The following is a 13,615-nucleotide window of genomic DNA, read 5'->3' as shown; positions in this document are numbered from 1 at the left end:
GGGTGGGGTCGGGCGCCTGGTGTACCTCCCCGTGCGCCGGTACCACTCGTTGGCGCCCGCCATCCACGTCTTCAGCGCCTCCACGTACCTGTGGACGGCCTCGCGGGTCGGGGCGTCCGCGGCGAGGCGGCCGAACAGGCGCGGGAGGGCCGCTTCGGCCTCTTGGAAGGACGCGATGCCGGCCGTGAACGCCGCGTAGGCCACGTCGACCGCCTCCTGCGGGCCGCACTCCAGGAAGCGCTCGATCGCCAGCACCCCGTTGCTCACCTCCCCCTCCTTCTCGGTCTCCATTCGGTAGGAGTGGATGTCGTTCCGGATTCCCGCCGTGTCCGCGAAGGCCTCCCGCATCGTTCGCAGGGGGGCCGAGCGGAGGACGGCAGTGGGGAGGTCGAGTTCAGGGGTTCCGGGCATCAGGGCGATGGACAGGTCCGCCCCCGACGTCGCGCGGCGCATCTCCAGGTGCTCGACGGGATCCGGCGGCCTTCCCCGGACGATGTTGTCCAGCTCCCACAGGTTCGCGCCGACGAAGTCCGCCACGGCGGATCGAAACCGGTGGCGCAGGGCCTCGGGCATGTCGGCGGACGTCTCGTGCCATAGGGACGTGATGGCGTGCTCGATCGGGGAGGGGGAGGAACGGGGCGGTGGGCTTGAGGGAGCGATCGGCATGAGGTCGGGGACGCGCTCTACGAACGCGCGCGCTCCGGGGACGTCCCGCTCGGTCTTATAGGCCGTCACGAAGTGGTCGTCGATCGCCATCAGGCACACGTCCCACTTCGCCGCCCGGCATACCTCCTCCGCGCTCGCGTCCGGGCGCGTCAAGGCCGTGAAGAGCGGCCGGTCGTCGGCGGTGAATGTCGCGTCGGTCCAGAGGGGCGGGGCCAGGAGACCGGATTCGCGCGCCCAGGTCCGGGCCTCCCGGCGGGCCGCCTCCACGTGGGGGTTGATCCTGTGCGGCCACGGCTGCTCGAACGGCGGCAGACGAAAGGGATGGTCTAAGGAGGGCGGGACAAAGGTCGGGGAGTGCGGGCGCGGGTGAGAGGTGATGGACGGGATGACGAGCCTCGGGGGTGAGTACGGGGGGTGAACGGCGGCCGGTTCCCGTGTCCCGGTCGGGCGGTACCTGGCCGTCCTCTCGTGCCACTCCACCGCCCCGGCATGCCAGTCCTGCAGCCCCTTTACGGTCACCGCGATCGCCGCGCACTCCCCCGGCGTCAGTCCGTGGTCGGCCACCCACGCCGGGGCCTCCGTCGCCGACATCTCCTCGAACCGGCGCATCCGCGCCGTGCGCACGCGGTTCACCAGCTCGGCCGCCTCCTGCGGAGACCGGTGCAGGTAGCGCTCCACCGACAGCACCGCGTTGTCCGGCCTGCCCTCCTCCTCGGTCTCCTTGCGATAGGAGTACAGGTCGTTCGCCAGGTGCGCGGCGTCCGCGAAGCAGGCCCTCAGGGACGCGAAGCGCCGCGTCCTCAGGACCCGGTCGGGCAGCGCCCCCGGAGACACCAGCCCCACCAGGTGCGTCGCCCATGCGGCCGCCCCGGAGTTCCGCCGGTCGGCGAAGAGTTTCAGCGGGTGCGGGATGTCCCCGCCCGACCGCCCCTCCCGCTCGGCGATGGACCTGATCAGCGCGCGCGTGGCCGCGGCGAAGCCCTCCGTCCAGGACTCGGGGGCGATCGCGGCGGTGCGCGGCCACAGGTCGGCCAGCCCGGTCTCGGCGGCGGAGCGCGGGGAGGCGGCGTGACGGCCGTCGGCCCCGGTGCCGTCGGCACCACCGGCGCCGCCGACGGGGCCGATGAGGTCGAGCAGGCGGTCCCGCCCTTCCCCGCCCGCGCCGGATCGGCGTTCGCCGCGGAAATGGTCGGTGACGAAGAACAGCCACGTGTACCACTGGGTGAGCAATTCGAGTTCCGCCGCCGAAGCGTCGGGATGCGCGTACGCCCCGAGGAGCCCGGTGTCCATCGCGTCGAATCCGCTCTCCGACCATCTCCCGCCCGCGCGCCCGCCGTCCCCCACCAGCATTCCCGCCCCCTTCGCCCATTCCTTCGCACGGGTGCGGGCCGCCTGCACGTTGACGTTCAGGCGCGCGGGATAGGGGCGGTACAGGTCGGGGACGACGTAGGGCTGCGCCATGGGCACGGCTCCGCTCTCTCCACGGGACTCCCCTCCGGAGTCAACCCTGCTCGGAGCGCATCCGCCGCGTCAACGAGAACGGAGAATGACGGGACGTTGTGCCGTTTCTCCGGGAAATGGACGAAACCGGGATGCGGTCGGACCGAATTGCGCCCGCCCCGGGACGGCCGGCCGGGCGGCCGACGGCGCGGAAATGTCGACAAATCGACGAATCGACAGGGAGACACGTCGACTCGGAACTCCCGCACTCTCGGGACGACTTTATCGGTTCCTCGCTTTCCGCGGGAGGGCTGACCGAAATCGGTGCCCTGCACCACCGCACCCCCTTTGTCGGGTGCGCCCCCGTCGGCCCCCTAGCGCGGCAGCGCCACCGACGCCTCCGCCGTGTGCATCAGGAACGCCAGCGTCTCCCGCAGGTACAGCCGTACCTGGGTCGCGTCGTGGTCCAGGTACCCGATGGACAGGTCCTCCCCCAGGCGCATCTCGAAGTCGCCGCCGCGCAGCGACACCAGCAGCCCCCCGCCGAGCGCCGGGGCCCACACGACGCCCCCGTCCGCGAGCTCCTTGAGGTGGTCCCGGACCGGGTACCCGTGGATACTCGTGTCGGACACCGCCGTGTACCCCTCCGCGTCCAGCAGCAGCGCGTACGGGCCGCCCACGCCCTCCTCCCGCAGCGCGCGCAGGGCCCGGCCGACCGCGTCGGGGAACTCGCGCACCGATTCGGGCAGCGGCACCGGCGCGTTGGACGACCCCTGGACGATCCCGGTGAAGCCGGCCGCCCCATAGCCGCCGAAGGCCATCGTGTCCTCGGCGAGCGCCATGCTCGCCACGGCGTCCTTGACCGGCTGCCAGTCCGCGTCCTGCGCCCCGCGCTCCACCGCGTCGACCTCTTCCCGGGCGAGCACGAACGGGACCTCCAGCTCGACGAGCGGGACCGACTCGCGCACCCGCGCGAGCACCTCCGCCCCCGGCGACGCCGCCGGGGCGGAGCGCCCGGTCCCCACCGCCGCCAGCTCCGGCCCCCCGGGGTCGGGCACGTCCACCACCTTGCGGGCGGCCGCGTGGCGCCGGAAGGTCCGCCGCGCCTCCTCCTCCAGATCGGCCCAGGCCGCCCCGGAGACGGGCGCCAGCCACCGGTGGAGGTTGTCTCGCGTGCTCATTCAGGGCTCCTCTCCGTCGGTGCCTCTCGTGCCTGTCATCGCCCTCAGGCCGCCGATGCCCAGGGACGCGCCGCCGGACCGCTCGCGCGGCGCCTCCGGCATGTCGTCCAGGAAGTCGAGCGTGGGGACGTGGAACAGCCCTCCGGTGAGGGCCGTGGAGAAGTCGAGGATGCGGTCGTAGGTGCCCGGCGGATCGCCGAGGAACATGTTCTCCAGCATCCGCTCGGTCACGTCCGGCGCGGACGAGTAGCCGATGAAGTAGGTCCCGAACTCCCCGTCGCCCACGCGCCCGAACGGCATGTTGTGCCGCACGATCTTGCGCTCGGTGCCGTCCGGGTCGGTGATGGTGTTCAGCGCGACGTGCGAGTCCGCGGGCTTCACGTCGTCGTCCATCTCGATGTCGGTGAGCTTGGTGCGCCCGATGACCGCCTCCTGCCGCTCGGTCGTCAGCGCCTCCCAGGCCTCCATGTCGTGGACGTACTTCTGCACGACCACGTAGGACCCGCCGGCGAACGCCGGGTCCTCGTCGCCGATGCGCACCGACTCCTCGGCCTCGGTGTCGGTGGGGTTCTCCGTGCCGTCGACGAACCCGAGCAGGTCGCGTTCGTCGAAGTAGCGGAACCCGTGCACCTCGTCGATGACCCGCAGCGACGGCCCCGCCGCCGCCATGAGCTGGTAGGCGAGCTCGAAGCACACGTCCATCTGCATGGCCCGGATGTGGAACAGCAGGTCGCCGGGGGTGGACGGGGCCCGGTGCACCCCGCCGTCCAGGGCCCGGAAGGGGTGCAGCCCGGCCGGGCGCGGGCCGGTGAACAGCCGGTCCCACACCGCCGAGCCCACCCCGGCCACGCAGGCCAGCCCGCTGCCCAGGTTCCGGAACCCCACGGAGCGCTGCAGGGCCTCCAGCGACCCCAGGACCTCGCGTGCCCCCTCCTCCCCGCCGGGCGGCACCACCGCCGTCAGGAAGATCGCGGAGCGGGTCAGCGGCGCCAGCACCGGCTGCGGCCGGGGGCGCCCGGAGGCGCTGGGCATGGGCTCTCCTCGCGGTCGGCGGCTGCGCCCGCGCGCGCGGGCGCGGTGGCCCGGCCCGAGCCGGGCGCGTCCCCACCGGACCTACCCGCGCCGGGTCAATGCCGGGTCGGCCGCGGACCGGCCCCAGGTCAAGGGGACCCCGGACGCCCCGTTTCGCCCCGGCGCGCCGATGTGCCCCAGGATTGACTCCGCACGCGTCCCCCACGAACGATCGGAGATCACCCGCATGGCGCGGAAACGGATCCTCGCGGCGGCGGCCCTGGCGGTGTCGGGCGCCCTGCTGCTGAGCGGTTGCAGCGGCGACTGGTCCGACTGGTTCGGGGGCGGCCCGCCGCAGGTGAGAGAGGAGTTCCCCTACACCAAGGAGGGGCGCATCTTCCAGGACACCGGGCAGGACAACGAGATGCGCTTCTCCATCACCGGTCTGGAGCGCACCGACGAGTACACGGTGATGTACTACGAGATCTCCTATCCGGAGGGCTTCACCGGCGCGAACCGGAACCTGAGCATGGCGCAGACGCTGGTCGACCCGATCACCGGGCGGGTGTGGCGCGAGTACTTCGACGCCGACGGCCTCAAGTACGGGTCGGTCAGCCCCAACGGGGACGGCCTGTACCCGGTGCACGACGGCGTCACCAACGAGTACCGGCGCTACTTCCCGCGCATCCCCGACGAGGTGGCGCAGGTGACGTTCGTCGGCAGCGGCCTGGGGGCCATGACCGGCATCCCCGTGCAGGACGTGGAGGAGGAGCGGCCGGACCCGGAGGACCCCAACGGGCCGGACCACCTGACCGTCGACGACCCCCCGGCCGACGGCGAGAACCTCGTGTTCGAGAACCGGCGCCCCGGGGAGGACGCCGTCGCCGAGGAGGGGGCGGTGGAGAGCTTCGTGGACTCCGAGATCGCCTCCACCACCCGCGACGGCGACACCGAGACGATCTCGCTGCACTCCGATGTGATGTTCGAGTTCGACGAGTACGAGCTGACACCGAAGGCCGAGGGCGTGGTGCGCCAGGCCGCCGCGTCCCTGGCCGCCAACGTGGACCCGGACGACCCGGCCATCACCGTCATCGGGCACACCGACGGCAAGGGCACCGACGCCTACAACCAGACGCTCTCGGAGAAGCGCGCGCAGACCGTCCGCGACCTCCTCGTCGAGGAGATCGGCGACGACTACACCTACGAGGTGGAGGGGCGCGGCAGCAAGGAGCCGATCGCCCGCGAGGGCGGCCCCGACGATGAGCAGGCGCGCGCCCGCAACCGGCGGGTGGAGTTCTCCTACACGGTCAGCCGGCCCGGCGAGGACGACGTCGAGGAGGACGACCAGTCGGTCGACGGCGGCCTGGGCGTGGCCGACCGCCACGTGAACTGGCCCGCGCCCTTCAGCGACGACCCCGGCGGCGTCGCGGCGAGCACCGAGCGCGACGGCGTCCGGCTGGACGTGTACCCGCTGGTGCGGGACGGCGCGTACGTCATCGGGACGGTGGAGCTGACCAACACCGGGGACGAGGCGGTGCTCCCGGACATGGGCGGCCTGGAGCAGAAGGTCGCGGGCGGCCCCGAGCAGTTCAGCGAGGGCTCGCTGGGCGGGTTCCAGCTCCTGGAGCCGGAGACGGGCCTGGTGCGGTACGTGGCGCAGATGAACTTCGGCGACGGCCGCTACGACGGGTTCGCCGAGGAGGTGTACCGCCTGCAGCCGGGCAACACCTACCAGGTGGTGGCGGTGTTCCCGGCCCCGGGCAAGGACGTCGAGGAGCTGGACATGCGGGCCGGCCCCTTCGGGCTCCTGGAGGACGTCCCGATCGAGGGGTGAGGCACTCCTCGCCGCCCTGTGCCGTTGATCTCGGGGAAGTCGGGGTAAGAACGGACACCATGAGCCCGACTTCCCCGAGATCAACGAGGCGGGGGCCGGGCTAGTCGGTGACGATCCGCTGCCCGGCCTCCAGGGCGATCCGCTCCAGGTCCTCCTGCTCCAGGCCGCCGCCGTTCGCGGCGGCGGCCACCCGGACGTCACCGGGCAGTGTGAGCAGCACGTAGCGGGTGGTGTCGCCCGCGGTCGCCAGGTACTCCAGCTCGCCGCCGACGGCGTCGGCGTCCTCGGAGTGGTAGGTGTCGCCGTAGACGTCCACGTCGACCTCCCAGTTGGCCTCCGGACCGCCCGCGGAGTCCTGAAGCACCTGGGTCAGGTCGGCGGTGTCGGCGTTGAGCGCGTACACCACGGCGACCGAGGCGTCCCGGCCCGACCAGACGCAGCCGAGCCGCTCGGCGCCGTCGGCGCCCTCGATGGCGCCGCTCTCCTCCTCCAGCTGGGCCCCCTGGGGGACGCTGTCCCCGACGACCTCGGCGGCGCCCGCCTCGGCGCAGCTCGCCGGGAGCGCCGCCGCGGCCTCGGCCTCCTCGGACGGCGAGGCCGAGGGCACCATGGCGCCCAGGTCGGGCAGTTCCAGGTCGCCGACGCCTTCGCCGACGTCGGACCCGCTGCACCCCGCCAGCAGGACGCCGACGGCGGCGAGGCCTCCGGCGGCCGCGGCGGCGCGGGCGGGGCGGGGAAGCGGCGGGACGCGCATGGGGGACTCTCCGGATCGGGACGGCGGCCGCGCGGAGGGTGTCCGGCGGCCGGGGGCGGCACACCGCACGGTAGCAAGAAGCGCCCGGACGGTCGTTCCCACGCGGGTCCGGGGCCCGGACGCACAGCGTGTGCGCCCGGGGCCCGGACCGCGCCGCTCCGGACGGTCCACCGGGTGTGGACGGATCGCCGTGCCAGGTGGCGAACACCCGGGACACAGCCCGGAACGGGTCGGGACAAGGTTCGGTCGCGCGGGACGGCCCCCGCCGCGGGCGCGCCCCTGAGCCCCCTCTCCCCCGGAGGCCGCACCCGTCGACGGCACCGCCTCCCGGTCACCCCACGTGAGCGGAGCCGTCGCCGCACAGCATCGACCTTCCCATGTTCAAATGTCAACATTCTTCCGGCACACGTACCGGATCCGGCCAATTCCCGGACTTCTGGAACCGGCGGGCGGCCCAAGGGCGCAGCGCAGCGCACCTGCGGGGCGATCCGGACGCGACGGAGGGTGAGGAAGACCGGGGCCGTTGCCGCCGGCCCGGAAACGCGTCAGAAGGGGCGCCAGCGCACCGAGGGGTCGCCGTCCCTGAGCGAGGCGACACGGCGCTCGAACTCCGCCAGCGCCTGGGGGTTACCCGGTGTGTGCTGAGCGACCCACGCCGCGCTCGCGGTCTCCCGGGCGCCCCGGAGCACCGCCGCGCCCTCCCACTCGGCGACGTCCCATCCGTAGGTGCGGGTGAAGGCGCGGTACTCCTCCTCCGGCATGCCGTAGCGGTCCCGCATCAGCCACATGACGACGAGGTCGTGCTCGCGCATGTCGTCGGCGAAGGTCTCCAGGTCGACCAGGACCGGCCCGTCGGGGCCGATGTGCACGTTGCGCAGCAGCGCGTCGCCGTGCACGGGGCCGGTGGGCAGCAGCGGCGCCAGGGCGCCGGCCTTCTCCGCGAACGCGTCGCGCCGCCGCGCCAGGTAGTCGGCGTCGGCCGGGTCGATGTGCCCTTCGGCGGCGGCGAGCCAGCGCTCGACCCCCGAAAGCAGGTCGCGCGGGGGCAGGGGAAAGGGCGGGCGCCCCAGGGCGTGGACGCGGCGCAGCAGCCCGGCCAGGTCCGCGCCGCCCGCCGGGCGCACCGGGTCGGGAAGGCGGCGCCAGAACGTGACCGGGCGCCCGTCGACCAGGGTGGGCTCCGGGGCGCCGTCCGCCGGGCGGACGGCGGGGACGCCCTCGTCGGCCAGCCAGGAGGCCACGCGCACCTCGCGCCAGGCCCGCTCCAGAAGAGCGGCGTCCCGTCCGACGCGCACCACCACACCGGGCCCGTCCAGGGCGAACACCGCGTTCTCACCGAGGGAGACCAGCCTCGCCCCTTGAGAGGGCAGGCCCGCGTCGGCGCAGGCCTGTTCCATCACGGAGCGGGCGGTGCCGCTGTCGAAGACCTCGTTCGTGTCCCGGTTCATGTCCCGCGACACTACTGGCGGGGTTCGAACCTGATGAACGGGAGGCGGCGCCCCGCCTCGCGGAAGTCGGCCTCGCTCCCGTCGACGCGGAACCCCATGAACCCCGCCAGCGCTCTGGCGGAGCGCGGGTGGCGGCGCGCATAGCGGGCCATGGTGTCGGCCCCGGACTCGGCGTCCAGCGGGTGCGCGGTGACCTTCATGCGCTTATTGCCGATCTGGATCACGGCCTTGGGCTCGGCGAGCAGGTTACGGTACCAGTCCGATCCGGGGCCGAACCCGGAGCAGACGGTGTAGGTCCCCTGGGCGGCGTCGCGGTCCACGACCTCCACCACCACCCGGCGCATGAGCCCCGACCGGCGCCCGATGTGGTTCAGCATGAGGAAGCGCCGGCCCATGAGCCACCCGAGGTTCCACCGGTACAGGTGGATGGGCACGCGGTACAGCGCCCGCGCCACCCCCGACGGCCGCTTCGGCCTTCCGGTCTCCTCCATGGACTGTCCCCTTCCCGCAGGGCCGAGCCGGTCGGACAGAGGATCCCATCCCCGGCCCGGCCCCGCAGCGCGGCGCGCAGGACCTCGTCGCCGCCGCTACCCCCGCTTCCCCCGCTACCGCCCGCCGGCGAGGAGCCGCGCGAAGTCGGCCCGCGACCGGTCGCCGACCAGCGGCCCCGCCGCCTCGGTCAGGACGACGGGCACGCCGCGGACGCCGAGCGCACGGGTGCGCTCCTCGCGTCGGGCCAGCTCCTCCCGGTCCTCCGCGCCGGGCGCACCCGGCACGCCCGTCTCAGCGGACAGGTCCGCGAGGGTTGCGGGGTCGCCGATGTCGAGCCCCTCGGTGAAATGGGCTCGGAACAGGTGTTCTGCCATCTCCTCGGCGCGGCCGTGGCGCTCGGCGTGCACCAGGTGGAGGTGGGCCGAGCGGGTGTTGGCGTTCAGTGCCCGGCCGTAGTCGAGGACGAGGCCCTCGGCCGCGGCCTTCTCCGCCATCCCCGCCGCAGCGTCCAGGGCGGCCGGGCCGAACCTGCGCTCCAGCACGGCCGTGACCGGCTCCGGCTCCGGTGGAGCGCCGGGGTCGAGCCGGTAGGGCAGGAAGGAGACTTCGGCGTCGCCGCCGTCGGCGCGGTGGGCGTCCAGCGCCTGGCGCAGGTGGTGGAAGGCGAGGTAGGAGTGCGAGCAGATGATGTCGACGACCATGGTGATCTTCATCGGTACCTCCGGGAGGGACGGTCCGCGAACGGTTCGCGGGCGGGTCGGGGGGCGGGTCGGGGCGGGCAGGGTCCAGGGGTCAGTGGGCCCCCGCGGCGGCGGGCGTGCACGCGGCGGCGCGGCCGGGCAGCCCGTGGTTGGTCATCCGCAGGATGCGGGTGTTGAAGGCCATCGCGGGCTGGATGAGCCCGTCGACGCCGACGAGGAAGACGAGCGTGCCGACGCCGACGGGGCCGCCCAGCAGCCAGCCGACGGTCAGCAGCACGGCCTCGATTCCGGCCTTCGCGGCCCAGAAGGGCGTGTTCCAGTGCGCGTTCGCGCTGATGACCAGCAGGTCCATGGCGCGGATGCCGATGCCGCTCATGATGATCAGCGCCGAACCGTAGGCGCACAGCGGCACGGCGGCCGCGAGCGCCAGGGCCGGGGGCGCCCCGACCGGGCCGGCCAGCAGGAACAGGTCGATCAGCGAGCCGCAGAGCAGGAAGGTCACGAAGGGCATCAGCACCGGGCGGCGGCGGTTCCACAGGGCCCAGACGGCGATGCAGACGGCGGCGATGGACGCCTGCGCCAGGCCGATGGTCCCGGGGACGTGTTCGAGGATGCCCAGGGAGAGCACGTCCAGGGGGTCGACACCCAGCCCGGCGCGGATGAAGGAGGCCGCGCCCGCGGCGAAGACGGCGCAGCCCGCGAGATAGGGAACGAGCCGCGCGATGCGGACCGGGGGCGCGGGGGCGTCGGAGACGGGTGGGGCGGAAGAGGGCACGGCGGCCTCCCGTGAACGGGGCGGATGCGGAACGGGCGCGGCTCCGGGGGTTCCGGGTCGGCCCGCCGCGACGTAAACTACACCGTGCAGTGCAATAGGTAAACCGTCCAGTGCAATCAATGGAGCGACCACCCATGGACCCGTCCGACACGCCCCGCGCCGCCGGGCGCGCCCCCGGCGGCCACCCCGCCAAGCGCGCCGCCATCGACGCCGCCGCCCGCACCGTCTTCGGGAACGAGGGCTACAGCCGCGCCAGCGTCGACGCGATCGCCGCCGAGGCGGGGGTCTCCAAGCGCACGATCTACAACCACCACCGGGACAAGGCGCAGCTCTTCCTGACCGTGCTGCAGCAGAGCGCGCGGGCGGTGGCCGAGTACCACGAGGGACTGATCGACCGCCACCTGGGCACCCCGCCCCCGGACCTCGCCGCCGCCCTCACCCGGCTCGGGCACGGGCTGGCCGTCCCGCACGAGGACTTCGCCGGCCACTTCGCCCTCGTGCGCGTGATCTTCGCCGAGGCGCGGCACCTGCCCGAGCACGTGCTGCAGGGGTGGCGGGAGACCGGGCCCGGGCGCGTCCACTCCCGGCTGGCCGAACGGATGGGGGCCCTGGCCGAGGAGGGCGGGCTGAGCGGCGGCCCGCCGGAGGAGCTGGCCGCCCACTTCACCCAGCTCGTCGCCTCAGAGGTCTACGAGCGCTCCTTCCACGGGGCACTGCCGCTTCCGCAGGAGGAGACCGACGCGCTGATCGCGTCCGGCGTCGCCGCGTTCCTCGCCCTGCACGGCCCGCGCTGACCCCGGGGCACTGCCGGATCCCGTCCGGCCGATCGGCAGGTGTGCTCGTCGTTGATCTCGGGAGGAACGACGCTTCCGGGCCGCGTTTTGGGGCGCATTCCCCGAGATCAACGACGCAGGAGCGGCGCTCGGCAGCGGAGTCGGCGAGGCCGGGCGCCCTGCCGCCCGCCCGCCCATCCGCGCGGGTTCTCAAAGCGCGCTCGTAGGGGCGGGTTCTCCCGAGATCAACGACGGTGGGGGCGAACGGGGAGACTCCGGACGGGACCTAGAGGTCCGGACGGTCGGCGGGGAACTCGGCCCAGGTGACCATCGACCCCGTTCCGTCGAGGGGGGAGCGGCCCCATTCGCTGCTCAGGGCGGCGGCCAGGAACAGGCCGCGGCCGTCGGGGCGGCTGAGGGTCGGAGCGAGCACGCGGGCGGCGGTCGCCGGGCGGTCCGACCGGCCCCCCTGGTCGACCACGCTGAGCCGGATCGGGTTCCCGTCGCCCCCGGACAGCTCCACGGCCACCTCGCCGCCGGGCTCGCCGGAGGCGGTGTGCCGGACGGCGTTGCCGAAGAACTCGCTGACGACCACTTCGACGGCGTCGGCGGCGTCGGGGAAGGGGCGCATCACGGCGCGCACCCACAGCCGCGCCTCACGGCACTGCTCGGGGTCGCCGGGGAAGGTCCGGCGCGCGTCAAGCGCCGGGGCGTCGCCGACCATGGACGTGGCGTCTCCGGTCTCGTTCATCGGGCCACCGTTGAGGGGGTGCGCCGGGGCCGTGCGGGCGGCCGGTTCGGATCGGCTCCGCGCCGCGGTGCGCTGGCGGTGCGGGGCCCTGTGCAGCCGGACGATATCGGACTCTTCGCCGCGGGACCACAGCAGGGCCGATAGCGGACGGAGGCACCTGTCCCGGCGGGCCTTCCGGCCACCTCCCGGCCGGACCTCCGGCTACCTCCGGGCGGGACCTCCGGGGCCCGGCCGGGGCGTGCCGACGGGGCCCCGGTCCAGGAGCGAGGTCACCTTCACGCGGGAGCTGTCGATCCACACGTCGGAGTACTCCACCGCCTGCCCTCCCCGGGTGTAGGTCACCTGCTCCAGGTAGAGCACGGGCGCCCCCGGCTCCAGGCGGAGCGCCTCGGCGGCCTCCTCGCGCGCGGGCTCGGCGCTGAAGGAGCGGCGCCCCTCGGTGATGTCCAGCCGGTAGCGCTGCTCCAGGGTGCCGAACAGCGACTCCCGCTCGAAGTCGACCCGGTCGATCCCCGGGCACAGGTCGGCGCGCACATAGTTGACGAGGTAGGCCAGCGGCCCCTCCTCGCCGTGGAAGACGCGGACCAGGCGCAGGCCGGGGGTGTTGGCCCCGGCCCCCAGGAGCGCCTGCACGGTGAGCGGCAGGCGCACCAGGCGCGCGTCCACGACCTCGGAACGGACCTCGATGCCCTGGTCCCGGAAGTCCTCGGACAGCGACCTCAGGCGCTGGGCGATCGCGGGCTCGGCCTTGCCGGACGTCACGAACGTCCCCCGGCCCCTGGTCTGCACCAGCAGGCCCTCCTCGGTGAGCGACGCCAGCGCCTTGCGCACCGTCCCCCGGTTGACGCCCAGCTCGCGGGCGAGGTCGGGCTCGGCGGGGAGCTTGAAGTGCGGCGGCCAGGCCCCTGTGGCGATGCGCTCGCGCACCGCCCGGGCGATCTGCACGTTCAGCGGCTCGGGCGCGCCGCGGGAGACGGCCCCCGCCAGCCCTGTACCGCTCCCGGCGGCGTCCACGCCGTCCACGTCGCCCCTCCGTGCCCCTCGTGCTCCCCTGCCGGAACCCTACCGAGTCCCCCGTCTCACCTGATCAGCGCGTCTCCCCCGATCAGTACGAGCCCGTGCCCTCGCCGCCGCCGACGATGGCCACACCGGAGCTGGTGCCCAGCAGCGACGCACCGGCGTCCAGCAGCGCGCGCGCCTGCTCCAGCGTCTTGATGCCCCCGGAGGCCTTGACCTTCACCCCGTCGCGCACGCGCGCGGCCAGGTAGGCGATGCTCTCCGGGTTGGCGACCTCCACCGCGCCGCTGCTGGCGTTCTTGAGGTAGGCGGCGCCCGCGTCCATGGCCAGCTCCACGGCGCGCTCGCGCTCGTCGGCGCCGAGCAGCGGCAGCTCCAGCATGACCTTGACCGGGACGCCCGCGGCGACCACCCCGGCGATGTCGTCGCGGAACTCCTTCTCCATGCCGCTGCGCAGCCAGCCGACCTGCACGCCCATGTCGATCTGTTCGCCTCCGGCGGCGACGATGGCGCGCGCCTCGGCGGCCTTGCCCTCGGACGTCATGACGCCCACGGTCGGGAAGTCCAGGGCGGACGCCACGGCGATGCCGGTGCCCTTCAGGACGTCCGCGGCGAGCGCGGTCCAGGAGGCGGGGATCATCGCGGCGTTGAAGCCGTAGCGCGCCGCCTCCTCGCAGTGGGCGATGATGTCGTCGCGCGTGAGGCCGGCGTCGATGGCGGTGTGCTGGATGAAGGGCGCCAGGGAGGCGGCGGTGCGCTGTGCGTCGGTCAC

General features: G+C 73.8%; 13 protein-coding genes. 2 read left to right on the top strand and 11 right to left on the bottom strand.

Features of this window, described 5'->3' with window-relative positions; translation table 11 throughout:
* The 3 genes from O4J56_RS22130 to O4J56_RS22120 all read right to left on the bottom strand — a co-directional run.
* The coding region (locus O4J56_RS22130) for a terpene synthase family protein (protein WP_270688329.1) at window positions 1-2,127 on the bottom strand (2,127 nt) is incomplete at its 3' end.
* Window positions 2,128-2,480: 353 nt separating this feature from the next.
* On the bottom strand, window positions 2,481-3,287 hold the full coding sequence (locus O4J56_RS22125) for a family 1 encapsulin nanocompartment shell protein (RefSeq protein ID WP_270688327.1): 807 nt from the start codon (window positions 3,285-3,287) through the stop codon (window positions 2,481-2,483).
* Window positions 3,288-4,319 carry a Dyp-type peroxidase gene (locus O4J56_RS22120; protein ID WP_270688325.1) on the bottom strand — a complete coding sequence of 344 codons (1,032 nt, stop codon included), beginning with the start codon at window positions 4,317-4,319 and terminating at the stop codon, window positions 3,288-3,290.
* Window positions 4,320-4,545: 226 nt separating this feature from the next.
* Here O4J56_RS22120 and O4J56_RS22115 point away from each other — a divergent pair, with 226 nt between their 5' ends.
* Window positions 4,546-6,132, top strand: coding sequence for an OmpA family protein (locus O4J56_RS22115; protein WP_270688324.1), 1,587 nt, complete (start codon window positions 4,546-4,548; stop codon window positions 6,130-6,132).
* A 100-nt stretch (window positions 6,133-6,232) separates the two neighbouring features.
* Here the strand turns inward: O4J56_RS22115 and O4J56_RS22110 are convergent, their stop codons facing one another.
* From O4J56_RS22110 to O4J56_RS22090, 5 genes are all read right to left on the bottom strand, one after another.
* The gene (locus O4J56_RS22110) at window positions 6,233-6,886 is read right to left on the bottom strand and encodes a hypothetical protein (protein ID WP_270688323.1); all 654 of its coding nucleotides are present in this window, start codon (window positions 6,884-6,886) and stop codon (window positions 6,233-6,235) included.
* Between the two features lie 545 nt (window positions 6,887-7,431).
* Entirely contained in the window at window positions 7,432-8,334 is a 903-nt protein-coding gene (locus O4J56_RS22105) for a phosphotransferase enzyme family protein (protein WP_270688322.1), read from the bottom strand.
* An 11-nt stretch (window positions 8,335-8,345) separates the two neighbouring features.
* Complete coding sequence (locus O4J56_RS22100) at window positions 8,346-8,825, bottom strand: nitroreductase family deazaflavin-dependent oxidoreductase (RefSeq protein WP_270688320.1); 480 nt, start codon at window positions 8,823-8,825, stop codon at window positions 8,346-8,348.
* 114 nt (window positions 8,826-8,939) lie between these two features.
* Window positions 8,940-9,539: a DsbA family oxidoreductase gene (locus tag O4J56_RS22095; RefSeq protein ID WP_270688318.1), complete on the bottom strand. Its 600-nt coding sequence runs from the start codon at window positions 9,537-9,539 to the stop codon at window positions 8,940-8,942.
* Between the two features lie 79 nt (window positions 9,540-9,618).
* Window positions 9,619-10,302 carry a YczE/YyaS/YitT family protein gene (locus tag O4J56_RS22090; protein WP_270688316.1) on the bottom strand — a complete coding sequence of 228 codons (684 nt, stop codon included), beginning with the start codon at window positions 10,300-10,302 and terminating at the stop codon, window positions 9,619-9,621.
* A 119-nt stretch (window positions 10,303-10,421) separates the two neighbouring features.
* On the opposite strand from O4J56_RS22090, the gene O4J56_RS22085 reads away from it, so the two are divergent.
* Window positions 10,422-11,096, top strand: coding sequence for a TetR/AcrR family transcriptional regulator (locus tag O4J56_RS22085; protein ID WP_270688313.1), 675 nt, complete (start codon window positions 10,422-10,424; stop codon window positions 11,094-11,096).
* A 265-nt stretch (window positions 11,097-11,361) separates the two neighbouring features.
* Here O4J56_RS22085 and O4J56_RS22080 read toward each other — a convergent pair whose 3' ends face one another.
* From O4J56_RS22080 to deoC, 3 genes are all read right to left on the bottom strand, one after another.
* A complete protein-coding gene (locus O4J56_RS22080) occupies window positions 11,362-11,826 on the bottom strand; it encodes an ATP-binding protein (protein WP_270688311.1) in 465 nt (154 codons plus the stop codon).
* A 201-nt stretch (window positions 11,827-12,027) separates the two neighbouring features.
* Entirely contained in the window at window positions 12,028-12,849 is an 822-nt protein-coding gene (locus tag O4J56_RS22075) for a GntR family transcriptional regulator (protein ID WP_270688309.1), read from the bottom strand.
* Between the two features lie 82 nt (window positions 12,850-12,931).
* On the bottom strand, window positions 12,932-13,615 hold the full coding sequence (gene deoC, locus O4J56_RS22070) for a deoxyribose-phosphate aldolase (RefSeq protein WP_270688307.1): 684 nt from the start codon (window positions 13,613-13,615) through the stop codon (window positions 12,932-12,934).

The sequence above is a fragment of the Nocardiopsis endophytica genome (genome assembly GCF_027706725.1).
GTDB lineage: Bacteria > Actinomycetota > Actinomycetes > Streptosporangiales > Streptosporangiaceae > Nocardiopsis_A > Nocardiopsis_A endophytica.
The sequence above is the reverse complement of the archived record's forward strand: the minus strand, read 5'-3'. Positions and strand labels throughout refer to the sequence as shown.

What these genes read in the sequence shown, in the direction of transcription:
- O4J56_RS22125 (WP_270688327.1), bottom strand. Translation starts at nt 3,287, where the DNA reads ATGAGCACGCGAGACAACCTCCACCGGTGGCTGGCGCCCGTCTCCGGG.
- O4J56_RS22120 (WP_270688325.1), bottom strand. Translation starts at nt 4,319, where the DNA reads ATGCCCAGCGCCTCCGGGCGCCCCCGGCCGCAGCCGGTGCTGGCGCCG.
- O4J56_RS22115 (WP_270688324.1), top strand. Translation starts at nt 4,546, where the DNA reads ATGGCGCGGAAACGGATCCTCGCGGCGGCGGCCCTGGCGGTGTCGGGC.
- O4J56_RS22110 (WP_270688323.1), bottom strand. Translation starts at nt 6,886, where the DNA reads ATGCGCGTCCCGCCGCTTCCCCGCCCCGCCCGCGCCGCCGCGGCCGCC.
- O4J56_RS22105 (WP_270688322.1), bottom strand. Translation starts at nt 8,334, where the DNA reads ATGAACCGGGACACGAACGAGGTCTTCGACAGCGGCACCGCCCGCTCC.
- O4J56_RS22100 (WP_270688320.1), bottom strand. Translation starts at nt 8,825, where the DNA reads ATGGAGGAGACCGGAAGGCCGAAGCGGCCGTCGGGGGTGGCGCGGGCG.
- O4J56_RS22095 (WP_270688318.1), bottom strand. Translation starts at nt 9,539, where the DNA reads ATGAAGATCACCATGGTCGTCGACATCATCTGCTCGCACTCCTACCTC.
- O4J56_RS22085 (WP_270688313.1), top strand. Translation starts at nt 10,422, where the DNA reads ATGGAGCGACCACCCATGGACCCGTCCGACACGCCCCGCGCCGCCGGG.
- O4J56_RS22080 (WP_270688311.1), bottom strand. Translation starts at nt 11,826, where the DNA reads ATGAACGAGACCGGAGACGCCACGTCCATGGTCGGCGACGCCCCGGCG.